Source organism: Helicobacter pylori, assembly GCF_003638305.1.
Taxonomy (GTDB): Bacteria; Campylobacterota; Campylobacteria; order Campylobacterales; family Helicobacteraceae; genus Helicobacter; species Helicobacter pylori_DJ.
In genome coordinates, this window is sequence record NZ_MVYP01000016.1 from 16,167 (window position 1) to 37,954 (window position 21,788).

Sequence of the window (21,788 nt, forward strand, 5' to 3'; positions counted from 1 at the left end):
GGGGATAAAAGCGAGAATTTCATGAGTAATAAGCCCAATCAAAAATAACGCATTCTTTAAAAGTAACAAATATATGATTTTAATCCTTTGATTTTAAACCAATTTACAATAAAAGGTTATTTTTTGTAAAATAGGGTTGTGGGTTTTAATTAATATTTTAACTTCATGCTATTTTTTTTTTTTTTGATTATAATTATAATCTCAATAAGAAAAATCATACAATTAAGTTTAGGGAGAGTTTAATGAAGCAAGAAAAGTATTTTCTGACTTCTTCTTTATCGCTTTTATCGTTTTTATTGTGTCCTGTAGAAGCTTTTGATTATCGGTTTAGTGGTCGTGTGGAGAACTTTTCTAAAATTGGTTTTAACAATTCTCAAATCAATACCAAAAAAGGGATTTATCCTACTGAAAGTTTTATAGATATTGTTACTTTAGCGCAAGTCAAAGTCAATTTACTCCCTAAAGGCATCGAAAACCACAGGCTCTCTGTTTCTTTGGGTGGGGCGATTGCAGCCATTCCTTACGATAAGACTAAGTATTATATTAACCAGGCTAACGGGAAGGTTTTTGGCTCAATTGTGGAGAATTTCATTGGGGGCTATCATGGATACTTTTTTAATAAATATCTTGGCCCTGCTTATGCGGGGACTTCTCAATCAGCGAGCTATCATGCAAGGCCTTATGTGGTGGATACCGCTTTTTTACGATACGATTACAAAGATGTTTTTGGGTTTAAAGTGGGGCGCTATGAAGCGAATATTGATTTCATGAGCGGTTCGAATCAAGGGTGGGAAGTGTATTATCAGCCCTATAAGACTGAGACGCAAAGGTTAAGGTTTTGGTGGTGGAGCTCTTTTGGGAGAGGTTTGGCGTTTAACTCTTGGATTTATGAGTTTTTTGCGACAGTGCCTTATTTGAAAAAGGGAGGCAACCCCAGTAACAGCAACGATTTCATCAATTATGGCTGGCATGGGATCACCACGACTTATTCTTATAAAGGTTTAGACGCTCAATTTTTTTATTATTTTGCGCCTAAGACTTATAACGCTCCCGGTTTTAAGCTAGTCTATGACACGAATAGGAATTTTGAAAACGTAGGCTTTCGTTCTCAAAGCATGATCATGACAACCTTCCCTTTATATTATAGGGGGTGGTATAACCCAGAAACAAACACTTATAGTTTAGAAGACAGCACGCCTCATGGCTCATTGTTAGGGAGGAATGGCGTTACTTTGAATATCCGCCAGGTTTTTTGGTGGGATAATTTCAACTGGTCCATTGGCTTTTATAACACCTTTGGCAATTCGGACGCTTTTTTAGGCTCTCACACGATGCCAAGGGGTAATAACACTTCCTATATCAGTAATGAAATCTCAGTAACGACCAGGCATGCCGGAATGATTGGCTATGATTTTTGGGATAATACGGCTTATGATGGGCTGGCTGATGCGATCACTAACGCTAACACTTTCACTTTTTACACTTCTGTTGGAGGGATCCATAAGCGTTTTGCATGGCATGTTTTTGGGCGCGTCTCTCATGCGAATAAAAACGCGTTAGGGCAAGTGGGGAGGGCTAATGAATATTCTTTGCAATTCAATGCGAGTTATGCGTTCACTGAATCGGTTCTTCTTAACTTTAGGATCACTTATTATGGGGCTAGGATCAATAAAGGGTATCAAGCAGGGTATTTTGGAGCGCCCAAGTTCAATAACCCCGATGGCGATTTTAGCGCGAATTACCAAGACAGAAGTTACATGATGACCAACCTCACGCTGAAGTTTTGATTTCCAATCGCAGCAAGTTAAAAACACTCCAAGACATTTTTTAAAATCTAAATATAAAAGACTTTGTGCAAAGCTAGTTTTGTGAAACGCCCAAACGCTAAAGCGATTGGGCTTCCTGATGTTGAGGGAGAGTTTGGTTCTTGTTCTGTGTGCCTAATGGATTTTACAGAGTTTGAGCTCCAACGCATTCCTTACAGCTCTATCATATCTTATAAAGGCGTAACTTTGCGCGCTTCCTACGCTAGATACAAATGTATGGGGGTATTATACTGCAAATTAGCGGCATTCACCCCAAACACTAAAGATGTTTAGGATTTCTGCTTTGGGGGTTTTAAAAGCGGTTTTCTTGGGTTAGGGGGATTTAGTTTTGGGAGGGGGTTCAAAATTGCCCCTTATCCCCTTAAAAATGGGTTTTACCATAAAATTTAAAACGATAAAACAAAGTTTTAAACCATAGAAATCCTAAATATCTTTAGCGTTTGATCGCTTCACCATTAAAGCGTTCTTGGGGGATAATCTCAATATTTGACAACATTTGATAAAGATTTTAGGTTGTTTTTCTAAGTATAAAAGTTTTTAATCAAGCGTTGTGAAGTGCCAAACCGCTAAAGACGATTGGGATTTCTGCTTGGGTGGTTTTAAATATAAAAGAGCTTTGAAGCGCTAAAAGCTTTTCAAAAGTTTTTAATCAAGCGTTTTAAAATCTCAATAAGCCTTGAGCGTTGAGCTTTTTGTGAGTGGTAGCTTTTAATCAAGCGTTCTTAGGGGGTCAATTCCATTATTTGATTATTGGATAAGGGTTTTGGGTTTGTTTTTAAAGTGGGGTTTAAAGGGTTTAATCAAAGCCTATAAAAGGCCTTGAGCTTTTTTAGAAGGCGTAGCCATAGACCCAATACACGCTATAAGGGCGGAAGTATTTCACTTCAGCGCCGCCAGCTTTATAGTAAGTGTTGTAAATCGTAGGGATTTGCACACCGATTTCTATAGAATGCTGGTTATGGCTTTTTAGGTCTTTTTTCAAGATACCAAAGTTCATGCGTAAGCCTAAGTCAAACAAGAATTGGAATTTTGTCGCTGTAGGCCTGCTCGCAAGCTGAGGGCTGTTTCTTAGCGTGCTGATGTAAGTGTCCCCTGCGAGTTGGATCCCCCCAAAGAAGCCCGCATTAAGACTCCTACTACCAAAAGAGCGGCTAAACACATTGTAAAGCACGTCAGTCCCCACCCCATAAGTGAGCAGATTGACTTGATTGTAAGTGGGGCCGTTACCCACGCCCGCGCCGTTATAGCTGAAGAAGCCGTAGTAGCGTAAGCCCACATTCTTGTTTTCCCCAAAGAATTGCTTGTAACCGATTTTAGTGATAAACCCGTTAAACGCATTCACTTGAGAGCTGTTACCGGCAGCGAAATTCCCAAGCCATGGGTTAGCTTTAAGCTCGTTATTCAAAGCGCTAACTTTAGCCAAAGTGTTTGTGGTGTTGTTTAACAGTTGGGTAGAGCGCGCTTGATCAATATTCCCGCCATAGCTCACTTGATAGCCTGTTGAATTGCTGATGTTAGCGTTGTTGGCTAGCGTTAAAGCGTTTTGAGAATTACTGACGATGTTTTGCACCAAGCTAGTGAATTCCTTAGCGCTCAAATCATTCCCGGCGTTAGCGGAGTTGAAGACATGTTGGGCTAAAGCGGCGTCTAAAAACGCTCCCGCAGCCCCGCTATCACCGCTTGGCCCCATAGTGATTGAAGCTTGCTTGAGGATATAAGCGATTTGTTGGGCGGTAACCCCATTCTCATAAGCTTGATTGGTGTTGTTTTGAAAAACCCCACCCGCTTGGTTGTTGGCGTTTAAGAACGAGTTCATGTAAGTCAAATAAACGCTAGCGGTGTTAAGCTCGCTGAGCTGATTGGAGAGGTTTTGGCTCGTGGTGTTGTTGTTGCCTTGAAAGATGTTCTTGCTGATGTTTTGACTCAAAGTTTTGATAGAGCCAACCATTTCGTTATAAAGAGCCAGGTTACCTTGGAAACAAGGACCAGTGCTAGTAGTAGCAGCGGCTGCGGTCGTACCACTATTACCACTATTAGTAGCACCACATTGTTGAATAGTAGCGGTATTCAAAGTGGGATACAAATCAATCAAATTGCCTAGTTGGTTCATAAAAAGGTTGCCCAAAGTCCCAGCGACATTGCCTCCTGTGCCTGCAATATTGATATTGGTGTTGTTTGTCGTATTAGAGTTTAACAAGCCGGCTAATTCTTCGGCTTTGATTTTACCCGGGTTTTTCACTTGTTGGACCACCTGACCTAATTCATACCCAAAGGTCATAAAGCCCCCATCTTCTTCAGCGCCCACTGGATTGAAGCTCAAGCTTAACGCTAGGCTTAAAGGGGCTAAGAATCTTACTTTTTGAGATTGTGTCATTAAATTTTCCTTAATCATTTTGAATGGCTTTAAATTTTGTTTCATGTTTGTCTCTTCCCCCCTTTCTTAGAATGAATACCCATAAGACCAATAAACGCTATAAGGACGGAAATACTTCACGGTAGTCCCTGCGGATTTGTAATAAGTGTTATAAATCGTAGGCACCACTACGCCAAATTCCACCGTGTGCTGGTTGTGGCGGTTGGATTTCCCGTCCAACTTACCGAAGTTCATCCTCATACCGAAGTCAAAGAGGAACTGGAAGTGCGTGTTATTGATTTTCCCATGCAATTTCACATTGGGGTCATCTCTGAGCGTGGATTGGAAAGTCTCACCGGCTAATTGGATACCGCTAAAAAAGCCCATATCCACAGAGCGGTTTTGATAGGAGCGGCTAAAGATATTATACAGCACATCAGTCCCCACCCCATAAGTGTATAACCCTACATTATTTTGAGTGGATCTAAAGCCCACGCTCGCTCCGTTATAAGAAAAGAAACCATAATAGCGCAAACCGATATTCCTTTTCTTCCCGAAGAATTGCTTATAGCCTATTTTGGTGTAAAACCCGTTTAAAATATTCGTCGCACGGCTGTTCCCGGCTCTGAATTGGGGCAAGTAAGGCATGCTTCTCACTTGATTATTGAGCGCATTGATCTTATCCAAAGTTACTTGCGCGTTATAAAGAGCGTTAGGGAGCTGACTAGCGCGCCCTTGCACAGCGTTAGCTTGGTTGGAATTTATCCCAGCGCTATTAACCGCGCTCCCGCTAATGGTGTTTTTAGTGAGCTCGTTATAAACCGCTTGAGATTGATCGATAATGCCTTGCACCAAACCTGTAAAAACGGCTGAATTGAATTCCTTATTCCCAATGTTAGCGGCTACGGCGGAGTTGAAAGCTTCTAAGAGCAATTCATCTTGCTTGAGCAAGTTCGCTGCGTTATTGAGGATATTTTGTTGGTCTTGAAGGTATTGGATAGCTTGTTGAGAGTAAGTTTGACCATCTGAACCAGTCGCACCGCTAGCGCTACTAGTGCCATTAGTAGTCCCATTCTTCTCTAAAGCCTTATTCATCGCATTAAAAAACACATTCCCCGCATTCAAGTAGGTGAGCTGTTGTTGCATGTTAGGGAAATTGGTGTTCGTGCCGTAGTTGGTCTGGCTGCCGATCGTGCTTAAAATCCTGTCAGTCAAGCTAGGGAGCCAATAATAGCCCGCAGCGGTGCAAGCGCTTTGAGTGTTAAGAGTTGAGCCACCAGCCGTCCCTGCAGCCGCGCAAGTCCCACTGCCTACCGCACCACTTAAAAGAGCGTTCGCAGACACATCGTTACTATTGAGTTTCGTGGGATACGCCCCTAAAAGCGAATAAAGGTATTGGGAGAAAGCGTTACTCAACGCCCCTGCGACATTGCCTCCGGTGTTGTTGTTTAAAATGTTGTTCGTTACATCAGCGTTAAGCTCTCTGGCGAGTTCGTCGCTTTTAGCGCCGCCTGGGTTTTGGACATCTTGCATGACTTGTCCGAGCTGATAACCGACGGTGAAAAACCCTCCATCGTCTTCGGCATAACTTATGCTAGCGCAAAGGGCTAGACTAAGAAACAGCGTTCTATTTTTCTTTATCATAATTTTCCTTATCAATGGGATGCTCCTTGATTGAGATTAAATTGGGATTTAGTTACATCAGAGCTTGTAAATAATGTTTAGTAATACAAATTGTTAGATGTAATTAGTGATATTTTCACATAATAAAAATTAAACTAACCTTAAAAACCCCCTTACAAACCCCTTATCAAGGAAATAAAGTTACAGCAATTGGAGCGTTTTTTACAAAAAAAAAAAAACGGAATCTTAGGGGGATTAGCGTTAAATTTTTGGGGGTTTTTAAAAACGCTTTTTGGCATTTCTAGGTTTTTTAAACTATAATCATGCCAACGCAAATAGTCATTTTAAGTTATCTCTTTTGTTGTGAAAATTTGGAGCATGTTTAGGGTTTGGGATAATAGTGGGTGGTTATCCCGGAAAGGAGATAACCGACTATGAAATTACTATTAGTGATCATAGTTTTAATGGTCCTCACAACGCCATTATACTAAAATTTTAGCTCTAGCGCAAGCTAGAGTTAAATCTATGGTTGCTAGCGTTTTAAACAAACAATACAAAAATCAATTTTATTTTGAATCAGGTTTCAAAAGCCCCGCTTCATACAAAAACACCGAAGGCTTATGCTCTTTAGGTTTGGCGTTTTCTCTCAATTCGTTTTTCGCATAAGAAAGCCACAAATTTTCCTTAGCCCTTGTGATAGCGACATAAAAAAGCCGCCGCTCTTCTTCAATGCCCCCACCGGTATTCATGAGCTTGTGGTTAGGGAAACGCCCCTCCATTAAATCTATAATATAAACGTCTTTAAACTCCAAGCCTTTAGAAGCATGCACGCTCAATAGATTCACGCCCTCGCCTTGCGTGGCTTCATTTGAGCCTATTAAAGTGCCGTTTAAAAAACGCCCTAAATTTTGGTAATTTTTCGCTAGAGAACTCAGCAAGTCCATTTTTTCATTGAAGCGTTTTTGCGCTTGGAGTTTTTTAAATTCATTATAAGAGCCGTCCTTATTTTTGGAACGCTCTTTTAAAAGGCGTGTTTTAAAGGTTTGAAAAAACGCGCTCTCTAGAATGTGTTTGATTAAAGCGCTAGGGGAATGAATAGGGGCTTTGGTATAGAGAATGAAAAAATCGCTCAGCATTTTAGCCCCATTGAGTGAGATTTTAGGGTGCATCAACACCGGGTGCGAATGAAACGCCTTATCTATCACGCTATTAAACCTTGAGCTGTTTTCTAGGGCAAAAATTTCTTCAAAAAGCCCCATAGAGGTGATTTCTTTTTTCTTGGTGTAAATTTTAGCTTCTTGGTTAGGCTGAGTTAAGGCCAATTTGAGATCGCCATTGCCTAAAAGCATTAAGGCTTCATGAATGTCTTTAGCGGTGTTAGAGCCAATATCGCTGATATAGCTTAAAATGTGAATCGCTGCCATAATGTCTTTAGGGTTAAATAGTAGCGCGCAAATATCTAACGCTAACGCCACTTCTTTGGATTCAAAAAAGCTCGCGCTCCCTTTTCGTTTGCTTGGCACGTTGTGGGCTCTTAAAGCGGCTTCTAATTGATCCGCGCTGGCGTTATTCCTAAAAATCACCGCCACTTCTTTAAAATTTTTTCGTATCACAATGCGTTTAGCGATGTCTTGGCATTGCACAATATTGTCGTTGTAATTTAAAAGCGTGGGTTTATTGAATTTCCCTGATTTCACCACTTCTAAATTTTTAGGGTAAATGCGCTCGTTATGCTGTATCACTTGATTAGCGAGATCTAAAATCTCTTTAGAAGAGCGGTAGTTTTTAGTGAGCGTGAAAACTCGGGCGTTTTTGTATTTTTGAGTGAAATTAGAAATGATAGAAATATCCGCCCCGTTAAAAGCGTAAATGCTCTGATCGTAATCGCCCACGCAAAACAAACTAGGAGGGTTGATAGCGTCTAAAATGGATTCTTGTAAGGGGTTAGTGTCTTGAAATTCATCGCAAAGCACTTCTTTATAAGGGCTAGGTCTTTCTAGCATCGCTTTTTTAAACAGCAACAGCAAGTCGTTATAGTCAATATAATTATGCTTTTTTTTGGTGTTTTCAAATTCGTCTAAAATGTTTTCATAAAAGGCGGCGTATGGCGCGTGTTCAGGGTTTTTATTAGAAAGCCAAGCGCTAAAATCTTCTTGTTTTAGAGCGTTAGTGTAAAGAGAATAGAGGGCGTATAAATGCTGCGAAGTGTAGGGCTTTTTATCCTCATCTGTTAGCGTGTTTTTAGTGTCTGCAATGCTTTCTAAAAGCTTTCTTAATTCTTTAGGTTGCTTCAGGCTTAAATTAGGGTAATGCTCTTTTAAATAGCGATACGCTACCGCATGGAAAGTGCCCGCTTCAATTTTGGAGCTTAATTTGGAGTATTTAGCCACCCTGGCGATCATTTCATTACTCGCTTTATTGGTGAAAGTCAAAAGCAAGATTTCTTCAGGCTTGATGCCGTTATCAAGCAGGTATAAAATGCGCCCCACAATCGTAGAAGTCTTTCCTGTGCCAGCGCTTGCAATCACTAAATTATACCCTTTCAAAGCCTTGGCCGCTTTTCGTTGCTCAGGGTTTAATTGTAAGGTTTCTAACAAGTTTTATCCTAGTTTAAAAAGTCTTTAGGCAAAAGGGCGTTTTCTAAAGAGCGTTGCGAAAACAAAAAACGCCCATCGCACACAAAGCCCAATTCTTGCCAGTTGATAGCGTTGAGTTTGTCGCAGAGATTTTGTAAATCCAAGTTTTGGTTATAAGGGAATAGGGCTAAAATAGAGCCGTCATAATTAGGGCATTGGTGGATGAAAAAGGGGTTTTTTTGGCGCGTTTTGGCGTTGACATAAATGCGTTTTTTAGGGGATATGTGATGCATTCTCCCCCATTCAAACCAATTATTTTCATTGAATTTTTTAATCTTTCTTTGCATCAAGCTTTCTTTATGCTGGAGTAAATAATCATTAGGCTCATTGACAAAAACCATTTTTTCTAAAACATTGGTTCTTTTGGTGATTGAGGTGACAAATTCTACATTCCCGTATTTTTCATTTTTAAAGATCTTATCGCACCCGCTCACTGCCCCCACTTTAACCTTAAAAACCTCGCTTAATTTTTGCGTGTAAGATTGGTTGAGGAAATACAAAATGCCTTTTTTGCACAAAAATTGCAAACCATCGTTGGCGATTCTACTGAAATCACCCTTACAAAAACGAAAAATCACGCAATTAGGCATGGCGTTTGGGAAAATCTTTTGATCGCCTAATTCAAAAAAATGCGTTATCGTGCCTTCTTTGTAAATCCATTCGTTTAATTTCACGCTAGAAGTGGATTTTAAAAAATCCCTTGGGGTGATGAAAACCAATTCGCCATTAGGCTTTAAATGCTTGATCGCTTTTTCTATGAAGAACAAGTAGAGATTGCTCCTTTCATCAAAAAGGCTGTAATGGAGTTTTTCTTTCGTGCTTGGCACAATATCCTTGTGCTTGACATAAGGCGGGTTACCAATAATGGTGTCAAATTGATTTTCTAAAGGGTAGTCAAAAAAGTCCATGCAAAGGGCATTTTTAGGGCAGATTTTAGGATCGATTTCAATCCCTACAGCCTTTTTTAAGCGCTTTAAAAAACTCCCATCGCCCACACTTGGCTCTAAAACACTCCCTTGATTGTGCTTTAGAGTGAGCATGAAATCCACTATATTTTTAGGGGTGAAAACCTGCCCTAAAGTTTTAATGTCTAAATTATTCAAAAAATTCTCCAAAAAATTCTTTGAATGTTAAATAAATATTAGCTCGTAACTTAACGCTTTTGGCTAGAGCGCTTAAGATGAAGTTTTTACTTTCAATAAAGCTTCTTTGAACGATTTCTCTGTTGTTATCCCACTTGCATTGGAAGGGCAAGTTATTGGGTTGGAGGGTTTGGATACCTTTTAAGGAGTTAATAAAAACATCTTTAGGATCGTTTTTGTTGATAATTAAAAAATAATAATCCCTATTAGTGTTTGTGCCTAAGTCTTTATGAAGTTTTTGAAAGTATTTTTCCCATGCGATTTCGTTATTAAATTCCGGTAATAAGCCGCACAACGCATCATAAATCCCTAATTTACCATTAAGATTGTCAGCGGTTTTGGTGGTGGTGGTTTTAATATTAACAGGATAAAAAATATCGTTTTCTTCAAAACTAAAATCCCACCACTCTCTAGCTTTTAGCAGTTGGATAGGAAAAGAATGTTTGATGATGTTCAAAATTTCTTCTTCATTGACAGATGAATTCAATCGCCCATCTTGTAAGGGTTGAGACAAATTATAAGGGTTTGTTTTTAAAAATTCTGCAATTTCATTAAGCTGTGTGGGTATCATTAAATATCCTTATTAAAAAGGGTATTTTACCACACTCCTTATTTTAGCCTTTTATTTTTTCAAGCTAATGGCTTCTTTAATCATGTCATCGCCCGCGCCAAAGGCTCTAGCGTTCATGGAATAGCCTCTTTGCATTAAAATGAGATTGGTTAGGGCGTTCCCGGCATTCACGTTGCTCGTTTCTAAATATTTGTGCCTGATTTTCCCAAACTTGAGCTTGCCCTCTTCGTCCCACCCTAAAATGGGGTTACCGCTTAGGGGTCTGTTTTCGCCATTAATGGTGCCTTCTTGCATTTCATAGAGGTTGCCGCCGATTTTCCTTAAGCCTTGATCGTTAGTGAAAGCTAAAATACCGATGCGAGCGACCGGCTCTACCACCCCGTTACTAAAGGCTAGAGAAATCACGCCATTTTCTTCAATGCGCATGTCTCTAAAAATACCCCTAGGCTTGCCGTCTTGACTCGCTTCTAAAAGTTTAGAGTCTTGGTAAGACAAATCGCTAGAATCATGGTTTTCGCTCTTATCTAAAGAATAGGTGAGCTTATTACCCTTAAAATCCAAAGTCATGGGGGCGGATTTCATTTTATGCGTGGTTGAATCAAAGCCGACAATTTCCCAAGTAGGATCATTGATAGGGGTTTTGTTTTTGGGATCCACGATATAGCTTTTCACTTCCCAAGTTTGGTTTTTCCTTTTACTCGTGGGGCTTGATGTGGGATCGTTGGAATTAGTCATGTAATATTCGCTTTGGAGCAAGTATTTATCCCCGGCCTTATCATAAATATCCACTTCTGTGCTGTAATAAGGGATTTTAATCGCTACTGAATCCCTGCTGATGCCCTTTTTCAATTCCATTTCATTCGCATTCAAGCCCAATTTATCCGCAATGCCCCCACTCAAACTGAATGTGATAGGCGTTTGGCTAGGATTAGCGATCTCTAATAAAAGGGGGGGGCTTTTGGCGTCTTTTTCGCTTTTGATGAGGTTTAAGTCTAGCCCGGTTTTTTCTTTAAGGAGTTTTTGCAAATCGCCTAAAGTTTTGAATTGGTTTTCGCCTTTTTCAGCGTCCCCATAAGTGAAAACAAAATCTTCTTTTTTGCCATTTTCTTTTTGGATACTCACATTTAATTTGCGATTAGTGATCGCGTCTATTGGCTCGTTATCGTCATTCGCTAGGGCGTTAATATCCTGGTTTAAAAAACGCTCTTTAATGATCTCGCCCTTGTCGTTTAAGAAAAAATCTTGCACGCCCTTTAAATGGTCTTTAGGGTTTAAATTCACGCTGATATTCACTTTCGTGCTAAGCACTGGCTGGTAAGTCAAATCCTGGGGGATTTGTAAGGGCGAAAGGGTGTTGCCATGCAATTTTTCAATGTCTTCATCTCTAGCGGTGGAATTGAGCGTGCCGTCTTTGATCTTTTTCAAATCAATACCATAGACATAATAGCCCTCAGGGGTTACTAAATAGCCGTCAGCGTCTCGTGCGAAATTGCCGGCGCGCGTTAAGAAATTATCCTGTTTTTTGCTAAAGCCGTCTTTATTAATGGTCATTTCCCCATTTTTATTGGGCCCTATCACAAACCAGCCCTTGCCTTGATACGCCATGTGGAATTCCCCCTCACTAGGCATGTATTCGCCGTCTTTATTAGAAAGGACATTGCCTGAGCCTGTAACGCCGTAATTTCGGTCGTTAGCCACAACGGATTTGGCGTTCAAAGCGTCTAAATGCGAAGAAAACAAGGTCTTAAACTCCGGATCATTGGAGCGATAGCCTAAAGTATTGACATTGGCGATATTATTGGAAAGGCTGTCAATGCCAAACTGGTGGGTCTTGATCCCGCTATAAGCGTTTAATAAGGTGTCATTCATGCTGTCTCTTTAGGGGGGGTTTGGGGCTTTTGATCAAGTGATTTTTGCTCAGAGAGTTTTTGCTCAGAGAGTTTTTGATCAAGCGGTTTTTGCTCTAGCGGTTTCTGTTCAGAGATTTTCTGTTCAATGGGTTTCTGTTCAATGGGTTTCTGTTCAATGGGTTTCTGTTCAAGTGGTTTTTGATCCGAGAGTTTTTGTTCAAGCGGTTTTTGCTCTAGCGGTTTTTGATCAGAGATTTTCTGTTCAAGCGGTTTTTGCTCAGAGATTTTCTGTTCAATCGGTTTTTGCTCAGAGATTTTCTGTTCAATCGGTTTTTGATCCGGTTGATAAAACTCTATCGCGCTGTCTATGGGTAAAATCATTTCGCCCATTCTTAGCATGGGCTTGCCTTTATCAAAAACCACGCTCTCCACTTCGCCCCTACCAATGCGCGTTTGCAAATACTGCTTGCTGTGAGAGTCTAAATTGTATTCAGCCTTGATTTTGTAATTGCCTTTAGGGACTTTTTCGCCCTTTTCGTTTGTGCCGTCCCATTCAAAATTAATATACCCCTTTTGCCCGTTATAATCTTTTAAAGGAATCGTTTTGACTAATTCATTGTTTTCATTTAAGATTTGAATCGCTGGCACTCCTTTAGAAGCGTCAATTTTTTCATCAAAAAAGAGCGAGAAAGAAAGCTTATTGTTGCCGTCAAAATTCGCCCCGCTCACATCGGTTTCAGCGATTTTGCCTATCATGCTCACAGAATTGAGCGCGGTTACTTCCCTTAAAGCGTTATTAGCCTTTAGGCTATCGTCCATGCCCTTATTCAGGTTTTCCATGGTGTCTTTTAAAGCGCCTTGAAAGTCTTTTAAAGATTCGTTAGTTTCTTTATTGGATTTCATCGCGCTAGCGACTTCTTGCATGGTCTTTTTGTTTTCTTCTTGCATTTCCACTTGCGTGAGTTGCGCGGTTTGGGTGATGATTTTATCCGTTTCCATAGGAGCGGTGGGGTCTTGATTTTTCAATTGCTCTAAAAAGAGTTTCATGAAAGCGTTTTTATCCAACCCGTTAGCGATGGTGGGCTGTTCTTTTTTCCTTTCTTGCGCGGCTTTAGCTCCTGTAACTTCTGCTAAATCAATGGCCATGATCTCTTCCTTATTAAAGATGTCTTATTATAGAGCAAACTCGCTTAAAATCACGCATAAAGAGTGATTTGCATGCTCGTTTCTTGGTTTTCATGGTCTGTATTCTCTTGGTAGCTTTTTAGGGCGTTTTCTTTTAAGGGGGTTGATTCCTGCTCTTTGAATGGCTCTCTTAATTGCTCTTTGGGTTGCTCTTTAGAAGAATCTTGCGAAAAGCTCAAATCCACCCCTTCAAAGCCTAAAGCGTTCAGGCTGTTTTTAAGATCTTGTTGGTTGTCCAAAAAGGTTTGCAAGCTGTTATTATGAGAAATCACACTCACTTTAAGGCTTTTACCCACTTTTTGAATGGTTACTTCAACCTTGCCCAATTCCTTAGGGAATAAATCCATAGAGATCCTACTCATGGGGGGTTTGTATTCTTGGATTTCTTGCTTTAATTGTTGGGTGAAATGCTTGATCGTCTCTTTAGGGGTAACGCTTTTATTCTCGCTTGTCTTATCGCTAGCTTGGGCGTTTTGCGCGTTTTGAGCGCTGTTACTAGATTCTTTAGTTTTTTCTTTATTATCGCTTGCTTCTTTAGCTGTTTCTTCTTTTTCTAGGGGCGTTGGAACATTATCGTTAGGGGGAGGGTTAGCTCCTATTAAAGGCATTAAAGGGGGCGTTTTAAGAGGGATTTTAGGGGCATTTTCTGGCGTTGCGCTTGGGGCTGTGGTCTGGGTTTTAGCGTGAGTAGGGGTTTTTTCTGACTTTTTTTTAGAAAGCGTTTTATCCCTTTTAATGGCGTTCATTTGTAAAGCTTCCTTTAAAGGGGGCGTTTTTTTTTCGCTATTTTGGGGGTTTGCGCGTTCTTTATTTGGCGGTTCTTTTTTGTCTAAAGATTGCAAAACGCTAGAAAGGTTGGCGGTGTTTTTAGCGTCGTTCTTTGCAAGGGTGTGGTTAATGCTCGTTTGCGTTGTTTTTAAGGCGAACTGATCGCTCGCGCTTAAGGGGTTTTTATTTTCTGGGGTCGTGGCCGCTTGAATGTTGCTGGCGTTTAGGTCATGTTTTTGGCTGAGCGTTTGAATGTCTTTAAGGGTTTTTGGCTCTTTGGCGTTATGGGTTGGGGTGGTTGGGGTTTTTATAGCGTGGTTAGGGGTTATAGGGTTTTTACTAGGCAAGTTTGTTTGATGAGCGTTAGAAGTAACTTCGTTAGGCTTTTTTTCATTCTTGTTTAAAGTTTCGTTAGGGGTTTTGGGGTTAGTTTCATTAGCCTCATGGGTCTCATGTTGAGCCTCATGTGGGGCTGTTGTTTTTGGGTGGTTGAGTAAATCTTTTAGGGTAGGGGCTTGTTGGTCTTTAGCGGGATTTTGAGCATGTTGGTGGGGTAGCGTAGGGCTTTTTTCAAGAGCTTTAGCGTCTTTAGGCGTAACTTTTGAAGCATTAGGATCTTCTTTAGAAGCGGTTTTGTCTTTAGAGATCTTTTGGTTTAAGATCTTGCTGAAATCCTTTGATGCACTTTTAGGGGCGTTTTTGGTGTCTTTAACTTCGTTTTTCGCCCCGCCATTTAAAGCGTTTGCGTTGGTGTGAATGGGATTAACAGGAGATGGCATGACTATCCTTTAAAACAACTCTTTTATTTTACATGGTGGGAGTCAAGCAAAAAGAGTTCCTTAACTCTGTTTTCATTGAATATTCTAAAATCTTAATTTTTAATCTTTAAAAAATTGGTTTTTAAAATTTTGTTTTTATGGTAAAACTCACTTCCTTAAGGGGATAGGGGGTATTTTGAAATAATTCCCCCTTAACCCCCTTAAGAAACCCCCTAACCCGAGAAGACCGCTTTTTTAATAAGCTATCACTTGATTAGCGTCAAGCTCTTTTATATTAGTGTTGTAAAAATACTAAAAGCCTTTTTACAAAATCATGGTTTCGTTTAGGTTTAATTAAATTTTGCTACAATTAAATAAAAACGATAATTTTAGGGAGATTGGCATGCAAAGTTTATGGATTTACCCAGAGGATACCGAAGTTTTAGGGGCTGCTTGTAAGAGCCTTTTAAAAGCGCTAAAGCCTCGTTATCAAAAAATCGCCTTGTTTTCACCCATTAATGGGGAGTGCGAGGGCTTTGGGGAGTGCGAGAGCCTAAGCTCTTTAGAGGTTCATAGCGCCATAGACAAACAAAAGGCTTTAGAGCTTGTAAGCACTGCTCAAGAAGAGTTACTATTTGAAACGATTCTCAAACGCTATGATGAATTACAAACCACGCATGATTTTGTCATTAATTTGGGGTATGCGCCGAAGTTTTTCTTAAACGCTCTTTTAGACTTAAACACCATTTTAGCCAAGCATTTAAACGCTCCTATTGTGGCTGTCGCGCAAACGAGTTTGGAACACTTGAAAGCCATGCACTCTCATATTCTCAAAAAAGAAGCCCCTTTCGCTGTAGGGTTATTTGTGGGCGAAACGCTTGAAAAACCACATTTTTTGAGTGCGTCTTTTTGCAAGCAACAATGCGAATTAGAAGCGAGCGTGATGGAAAGCGTGTTGCAAACAAAAAGCAAGATTATCACCCCTTTAGCCTTTCAAAGGAGCTTGGAAAAAAAGGCTAAAAAACAGATTAAAAAAGTCGTTTTACCAGAGAGCGAAGATGAAAGGATTTTAAAAGCTGCGCATCGTTTGAACGCCATGGGCGCGGTGGGATTGATTTTATTGGGCGATAAAGAGGTTATTAACTCCCAAGCGAAAAATTTGAACTTGAATTTGGAAAATGCAGAAATCATCGATCCTAACATCTCGCATTATAGAGAAGAATTCGCTAAAAGCTTGTATGAATTGCGAAAATCAAAGGGATTGAGTGAGCAAGAAGCCGAGCAATTAGCGTTGGATAAGACTTATTTTGCGACCATGCTTGTGCATTTAGGCTACGCGCATGCCATGGTTTCTGGGGTGAATCACACCACGGCTGAGACCATTAGACCCGCTTTACAAATCATCAAAACCAAGCCCGGCGTGAGCCTGGTTTCAAGCGTGTTTTTAATGTGTTTAGACACTCAAGTGCTAGTTTTTGGGGATTGCGCGATTATCCCTAACCCTAGCCCTAAAGAATTAGCCGAGATCGCTACCACTTCCGCGCAAACCGCTAAGCAATTCAATATCGCGCCTAAAGTGGCGATGCTCTCTTATGCGACAGGAAATTCCGCTCAAGGCGAAATGATAGACAAAATCAAAGAAGCCCTAACAATCGCTCAAAAATTAGATCCCCAATTAGAAATTGATGGTCCTTTACAATTTGACGCTTCCATTGATGAGAGCGTAGCGAAGAAAAAGATGCCTAACAGCCAAGTGGCCGGGCAAGCTAGCGTTTTTATTTTCCCGGATTTAAACGCCGGGAACATCGCTTATAAAGCGGTGCAACGGAGCGCTAAAGCCGTGGCGATAGGGCCTATCTTACAAGGTTTGAACAAGCCCATTAACGATTTGAGTAGGGGGTGCTTTAGTGGAAGATATTATTAACACCGTTTTGATTAGCACCATTCAAGCGCAAGATTAATGATAGGAGAAATGATGGAAATTTTAGTGTTGAATCTGGGCAGTTCGTCTATTAAGTTTAAATTGTTTGACATGAAAGAAAACAAGCCCTTAGCGAGCGGTTTAGCCGAAAAAATCGGCGAAGAAATAGGGCAGCTGAAAATCAAATCGCATTTGCACCATAACGATCAAGAATTAAAAGAAAAGCTTGTGATTAAAGATCATGCGAGCGGGCTTTTAATGATTCGTGAGAATTTAACGAAAATGGGGATCATCAAAGATTTCAATCAAATTGACGCTATAGGGCATCGTGTGGTTCAAGGGGGGGATAAATTCCATGCCCCGGTCTTAGTGAATGAAAAAGTCATGCAAGAAATTGGCAAGCTTTCTATTTTAGCCCCCTTGCACAACCCGGCGAATTTAGCCGGTATTGAGTTCGTTCAAAAAGTGCACCCCCATATCCCTCAAATCGCTGTTTTTGACACCGCATTCCATGCCAGCATGCCCAGTTACGCTTACATGTATGCGTTGCCTTATGAATTGTATGAAAAGTATCAAATCCGGTGCTATGGTTTCCATGGGACTTCACACCATTATGTGGCTAAAGAAGCGGCGAAGTTTTTGAATACCGCTTATGAGGAATTTAACGCTATCAGTTTGCATTTAGGGAACGGCTCAAGCGCGGCCGCCATTCAAAAGGGTAAAAGCGTGGACACTTCTATGGGGCTAACCCCACTAGAGGGCTTGATTATTGGCACAAGGTGTGGGGATATTGACCCCACTGTGGTGGAATACATTGCGCAATGCGCAAATAAGAGCTTAGAAGAAGTGATGAAGATTTTAAATCATGAAAGCGGTTTGAAAGGCATTTGTGGGGATAATGAGAAACATAGAAGCCAGAAAAGAAAAAGGCGATAAACAAGCCAAACTCGCTTTTGAAATGTGCGCTTATCGCATTAAAAAGTATATCGGAGCTTACATGGTAGTCTTAAAAAAAGTAGATGCGATCCTCTTTACAGGGGGATTAGGGGAAAATTATTCGGCTTTAAGAGAGAGCGTGTGTGAAGGCTTAGAAAATTTAGGGATCGCTTTATGTAAGCCCACGAACGACAATCCGGGCAGCGCTCTAGTGAATTTAAGCCAGCCTAATACTAAAGTCCAAATTTTACGAATCCCCACTGATGAAGAGCTAGAAATCGCTTTACAAGCCAAAGAAATGGTAGAAAAATTAAAATAAAGGTTGTTTAATGAGAATGGTTAATTTTTTAGAGGGCGTTTGTTTTGAAAAACTCCACATTGAAACGCTGAATGAAAATTCTTCCAATAAGGAAATCCGCATTTGCATGCCCAAGGGAGCTGTCATGGACAAACACAAGGCCCCGGGAGCTATCAGCGTGCAGGTTTTAGAGGGTAAAATCATCTTTGAAGTGGGAGATGAAAAAATAGAAATGCCTAAGGGAGCGTTAATCAGCCTAGAAGCCCAAGTTTTGCATCGTTTGGACGCTTTAGAAAATAGTGTTATCCGATTGTCTTTGAGCAAAAAATAAGGAAAATCAAATGATGAAAGCCGTTTTTATCAATGTTTGGTATTTGCTTTTAACCATCATTTTATTAATCATCATATGGAGGATCATTAAATTAGTGTTAAAAGATAAAAACGACAGCGACGATAAGGGGTTAGGGTAAAGCATGTTTTTGATCTAAAAAGATGAGCCAAGAGGATAAAAGAAGTGGTTAAATCATAGCCGTTTAATTAAGCACGCTACAATACGAAAATTCTAAAAGAAAGGAACAAGCATGAGCGAACAACGAAAAGAATCTTTACAAAATAACCCTAATTTGAGTAAAAAAGACGTCAAAATCGTGGAAAAGATTTTGAGCAAGAACGACATTAAAGCCGCTGAAATGAAAGAGCGCTACCTCAAAGAAGGGCTGTATGTGTTAAACTTCATGAGCTCTCCTGGCAGCGGTAAAACCACGATGCTAGAAAATTTAGCGGATTTTAAAGACTTTAAGTTTTGCGTGGTAGAGGGCGATTTGCAAACCAACAGAGATGCGGACAGATTGCGTAAAAAAGGCGTGAGCGCGCACCAGATCACCACCGGTGAAGCGTGCCATTTGGAAGCGAGCATGATTGAGGGGGCGTTTGATTTATTAAAAGATGAGGGGGCGTTAGAAAAAAGCGATTTTTTAATCATTGAAAACGTGGGGAATCTGGTTTGCCCCTCAAGCTATAATCTAGGGGCGGCGATGAATATCGTTTTACTCTCCGTCCCAGAGGGCGATGATAAGGTGCTAAAATACCCTACGATGTTCATGTGCGCGGATGCGGTCATTATCAGTAAAGCGGATATGATTGAAGTGTTTAATTTTAGGGTTTCTCAAGTCAAAGAAGACATGCAAAAATTAAAGCCTGAAGCCCCCATTTTTTTAATGAGCTCCAAAGACCCTAAAAGTTTGGAAGATTTTAAAAACTTCCTTTTAGAAAAAAAGCGTGAAAATTACCAATCCACGCATTCGTTTTAATGTGTTTAGCGATCCCCTCTAAAGTCATAGCCATTAAGGATAATGTGGCACTTTTGGAAACTTTAGGCGTTCAAAGAGAGGCGAGCTTGGATTTAATGGGCGAGTCCGTTAAAGTGGGCGATTATGTGCTACTACACATCGGCTATGTGATGAGTAAGATTGATGAAAAAGAAGCCCTAGAATCCATTGAGCTTTATCAAGAAATGATCGCCAAAATGAACGAAACGCATGAATAAATGCATGAATAATAACAATGAGCGTTGATCACCTCATTTCGCCCTTTAGAGACAAGCGAACCCTTTTAGCACTCTCTAATGCAATCAAAAAACTCGCTTCCAAACTTGAAAAAAAATTAGTCATCATGGAAGTGTGCGGAGGGCATACGCATTCTCTCATGAAATACGGGCTTTTAGATTTGATGCCCAAAAATTTAGAGTTTGCGCATGGGCCAGGGTGTCCGGTGTGTGTGATGCCAAGAGCGCGCCTTGATGAAGCTTATGAACTCGCTGTAATCAAAGACAGTATTGTTTTGAGTTTGGGGGATATGATGAGAGTCCCCGGGAGCTATGGGAGTTTGATACAAGCGAGAGAAAAGGGGCTGGATGCGCGTTTTTTGTATTCGCCCATGCAAGCTTTAGAGATCGCTAAAGAAAACCCTCATAAAAAAGTCATCTACATTGCGATCGGTTTTGAAACCACCACGCCGATGACGGCTAGCGTCTTACTCAACGCCAAAAAAGAAAAATTAAAAAATCTTTTTTTCCACATCAACCACATTCTAGTGCCTCCAAGCGTGAGCGCGATTTTAAAAGATCCAGCATGCCAAATTAACGCTCTTTTAGCCCCTAGCCATGTGAGCGTGATGAACGGCGCTCAAATCTATACTCCTTTAGTGGATCGCTTTCAACTCCCCATTATTGTGAGCGGTTTTGAGCCGGTGGATATATTAGAAAGCGTGCTGATGCTTCTTAAACAAGCCCTAAACAAAGAAGCCAAGCTAGAAATCCAGTATAAAAGAGCGGTGAGCTATGAAGGGAATACAAAAGCGCAAGCGTTAGTCAATGCGTGCATGGAAGTTAGGGAAAATTTTGAATGGAGAGGTTTGGGGAATATCAAATATTCCGCCCTTAAGCTTAAAGAAACGTTCGCCTCTTATGACGCTGAAAAAGTCTTTAAAGAATATTTAAGCCACAAAACCTCTAAAGAAAACAAAGCATGCAAGTGCGGAGAAATTTTAAAAGGCATCGCTAAACCCCTAGACTGCTCATTATTCGCTACAACTTGCACCCCGCAAAACCCGATCGGCAGTTGCATGGTCAGCTCTGAGGGGGCGTGCGCGGCGTATTATCGTTACAAGCGCGTTTGAGCTTTGAAAATTGCTCTAAGCCCCTAGACTGCTCATTATTCGCTACAACTTGCACCCCGCAAAACCCGATCGGCAGTTGCATGGTCAGCTCTCAAGGGGGCGTGCGCGGCGTATTATCGTTACAAGCGTGTTTGAGTTTTAAAAATTGCTCTTTGGTGAAATCGCTCAAACCTTCGCAATTGACATCCACGCTAACCGGTTTTTTAGGGGGTTTTTCTTTTTTTTCAACCGGTTTTTGATAAGGCCTTTTTTTAACGCTCGCTTGGATAGTGTCAAAATCAAAGGGGTAATTTAGGGCTTTTAGGGTTTTTTTTGTTTCTAAAAAATGGGCTTTTAAATTCTTGGTGTAATGGTCTTTTTCTGTTTCAAAGGCTTTCAAGAAACTTGGGTGCGTGAAATAGATTTTTAGGATTTGGTGTTCTATTTTAGCGTATCTAAACCCTTTCTTTAAATCCCCTAAAATTCCAGCCACATAACGATTGATCACTTCTCTTCGCTTGAGTTGGAGTTTTAAATTTTTAAACGCAGACACTTGAGCGATTTTTTTAAACAGCAAAAAGGTTTCTTTCTTTTTTAAATAGCGTTTATAAATGAGGGGGTCAAATCCATTTTCCATGATGAAATTATAGCGTTTTAGCTTGACTTTTTTAAAAAGCTTTTGTATAATGCTTTCTTTAGTTTTTGGGGTGTCGCCAAGCGGTAAGGCACCAGGTTTTGGTCCTGGCATTCCGAGGTTCGAATCCTTGCACCCCAGCCATTTTTCCTTGTATTAGCGTGTCGCGGAGTAGAGCAGTCCGGTAGCTCGTTGGGCTCATAACCCAAAGGTCAGTGGTTCAAATCCATTCTCCGCAACCAATCTTTTAAACCACACCAAACGAAACAAAAAGCGCCAAAAGTAAAAAAATTCTAAAATTTTCTCAAAATGACAAAAAAAAAAAAAAAAACGCTTTATGCTATAATACTCCAAATACATTCCAATGCAAATGCATTCTAATGCAAATGTATTCTAATGTATGAAATCCCTAATACTAAATCCAATTCAATCTAAAAAGGAGAAAACATGAAAAAACACATCCTTTCATTAACTTTAGGCTCGCTTTTAGTTTCCACTTTGAGCACTGAAGACGACGGCTTTTACATGAGCGCGGGTTATCAGATCGGTGAAGCCGCTCAAATGGTGAAAAACACCAAAGGCATTCAAGAGCTTTCAGACAATTATGAAAAGCTGAACAATCTTTTGAATAA

General features: G+C 40.5%; 16 protein-coding genes, 2 tRNA genes and 3 pseudogenes. 12 read left to right on the plus strand and 9 right to left on the minus strand.

The window, feature by feature from the left end:
• The first annotated feature begins 242 nt into the window (after positions 1 to 242).
• Both hofG and EAL04_RS06905 read left to right on the plus strand, forming a co-directional pair.
• Positions 243 to 1,787 carry an outer membrane beta-barrel protein HofG gene (gene hofG / locus EAL04_RS06900; RefSeq protein ID WP_120974239.1) on the plus strand — a complete coding sequence of 515 codons (1,545 nt, stop codon included), beginning with the start codon at positions 243 to 245 and terminating at the stop codon, positions 1,785 to 1,787.
• An 81-nt stretch (positions 1,788 to 1,868) separates the two neighbouring features.
• Positions 1,869 to 2,099, plus strand: a complete 231-nt coding sequence (locus EAL04_RS06905; protein WP_240454729.1) for an SsrA-binding protein — start codon at positions 1,869 to 1,871, stop codon at positions 2,097 to 2,099.
• A gap of 556 nt (positions 2,100 to 2,655) precedes the next feature.
• Here the strand turns inward: EAL04_RS06905 and alpB are convergent.
• From alpB to fliK, 8 genes are all read right to left on the minus strand, one after another.
• Positions 2,656 to 4,245, minus strand: coding sequence for a Hop family adhesin AlpB (gene alpB, locus EAL04_RS06910; protein ID WP_120974243.1), 1,590 nt, complete (start codon positions 4,243 to 4,245; stop codon positions 2,656 to 2,658).
• Between the two features lie 21 nt (positions 4,246 to 4,266).
• A complete protein-coding gene (gene alpA / locus EAL04_RS06915) occupies positions 4,267 to 5,823 on the minus strand; it encodes a Hop family adhesin AlpA (RefSeq protein ID WP_120974245.1) in 1,557 nt (518 codons plus the stop codon).
• Between the two features lie 545 nt (positions 5,824 to 6,368).
• Positions 6,369 to 8,399, minus strand: coding sequence for an ATP-dependent helicase (locus EAL04_RS06920; protein ID WP_120974247.1), 2,031 nt, complete (start codon positions 8,397 to 8,399; stop codon positions 6,369 to 6,371).
• An 8-nt stretch (positions 8,400 to 8,407) separates the two neighbouring features.
• Entirely contained in the window at positions 8,408 to 9,553 is a 1,146-nt protein-coding gene (locus EAL04_RS06925; protein WP_162982522.1) for an Eco57I restriction-modification methylase domain-containing protein, read from the minus strand.
• Positions 9,534 to 10,151 (minus strand): restriction endonuclease, encoded by a 618-nt coding sequence (locus EAL04_RS06930; protein ID WP_120974249.1) that lies wholly within the window; start codon positions 10,149 to 10,151, stop codon positions 9,534 to 9,536. Before EAL04_RS06930 ends, EAL04_RS06925 begins: the two co-directional genes overlap by 20 nt.
• A gap of 51 nt (positions 10,152 to 10,202) precedes the next feature.
• Positions 10,203 to 12,020: a flagellar hook protein FlgE gene (locus tag EAL04_RS06935; protein WP_120974251.1), complete on the minus strand. Its 1,818-nt coding sequence runs from the start codon at positions 12,018 to 12,020 to the stop codon at positions 10,203 to 10,205.
• A complete protein-coding gene (flgD, locus tag EAL04_RS06940) occupies positions 12,017 to 13,147 on the minus strand; it encodes a flagellar hook assembly protein FlgD (protein ID WP_120974253.1) in 1,131 nt (376 codons plus the stop codon). The genes EAL04_RS06935 and flgD overlap by 4 nt, the downstream gene beginning before the upstream one ends.
• 50 nt (positions 13,148 to 13,197) lie before the next feature.
• Positions 13,198 to 14,733, minus strand: coding sequence for a flagellar hook-length control protein FliK (gene fliK, locus EAL04_RS06945; protein ID WP_120974255.1), 1,536 nt, complete (start codon positions 14,731 to 14,733; stop codon positions 13,198 to 13,200).
• A 382-nt stretch (positions 14,734 to 15,115) separates the two neighbouring features.
• On the opposite strand from fliK, the pseudogene pta reads away from it, so the two are divergent.
• From pta to hypD, 7 genes and pseudogenes are all read left to right on the plus strand, one after another.
• Positions 15,116 to 16,673 (plus strand): annotated as a pseudogene (gene pta / locus EAL04_RS06950) (phosphate acetyltransferase).
• Positions 16,674 to 16,687: 14 nt separating this feature from the next.
• Positions 16,688 to 17,888, plus strand: a pseudogene (locus EAL04_RS06955) (acetate kinase).
• A gap of 10 nt (positions 17,889 to 17,898) precedes the next feature.
• Positions 17,899 to 18,198 (plus strand): cupin domain-containing protein, encoded by a 300-nt coding sequence (locus tag EAL04_RS06960; protein WP_120974257.1) that lies wholly within the window; start codon positions 17,899 to 17,901, stop codon positions 18,196 to 18,198.
• A 10-nt stretch (positions 18,199 to 18,208) separates the two neighbouring features.
• Positions 18,209 to 18,337, plus strand: a complete 129-nt coding sequence (locus tag EAL04_RS08220; protein WP_000973846.1) for a hypothetical protein — start codon at positions 18,209 to 18,211, stop codon at positions 18,335 to 18,337.
• Positions 18,338 to 18,448: 111 nt separating this feature from the next.
• Positions 18,449 to 19,177 (plus strand): hydrogenase nickel incorporation protein HypB, encoded by a 729-nt coding sequence (gene hypB / locus EAL04_RS06970; RefSeq protein ID WP_000003589.1) that lies wholly within the window; start codon positions 18,449 to 18,451, stop codon positions 19,175 to 19,177.
• Positions 19,177 to 19,413 (plus strand): HypC/HybG/HupF family hydrogenase formation chaperone, encoded by a 237-nt coding sequence (locus EAL04_RS06975; protein ID WP_000335439.1) that lies wholly within the window; start codon positions 19,177 to 19,179, stop codon positions 19,411 to 19,413. The genes hypB and EAL04_RS06975 overlap by 1 nt, the downstream gene beginning before the upstream one ends.
• Before the next feature lie 17 nt (positions 19,414 to 19,430).
• A complete protein-coding gene (hypD, locus tag EAL04_RS06980) occupies positions 19,431 to 20,543 on the plus strand; it encodes a hydrogenase formation protein HypD (protein WP_120974259.1) in 1,113 nt (370 codons plus the stop codon).
• 91 nt (positions 20,544 to 20,634) lie between these two features.
• Here the strand turns inward: hypD and EAL04_RS08165 are convergent, their stop codons facing one another.
• Positions 20,635 to 21,270 (minus strand): helicase DnaB modulator, encoded by a 636-nt coding sequence (locus tag EAL04_RS08165; protein ID WP_240454731.1) that lies wholly within the window; start codon positions 21,268 to 21,270, stop codon positions 20,635 to 20,637.
• Between EAL04_RS08165 and EAL04_RS06990 the strand changes: the two genes are divergently transcribed.
• The 3 genes and pseudogenes from EAL04_RS06990 to EAL04_RS07000 form a co-directional block, all read left to right on the plus strand.
• Positions 21,226 to 21,300: transfer RNA gene (locus tag EAL04_RS06990), tRNA-Gln, on the plus strand. The two genes, EAL04_RS08165 and EAL04_RS06990, sit on opposite strands and share 45 nt — an antisense overlap.
• 21 nt (positions 21,301 to 21,321) lie before the next feature.
• Positions 21,322 to 21,398, plus strand: a tRNA-Met gene (locus EAL04_RS06995).
• 205 nt (positions 21,399 to 21,603) lie between these two features.
• Positions 21,604 to 21,788: pseudogene (locus EAL04_RS07000) on the plus strand (hypothetical protein); the annotation flags it as partial.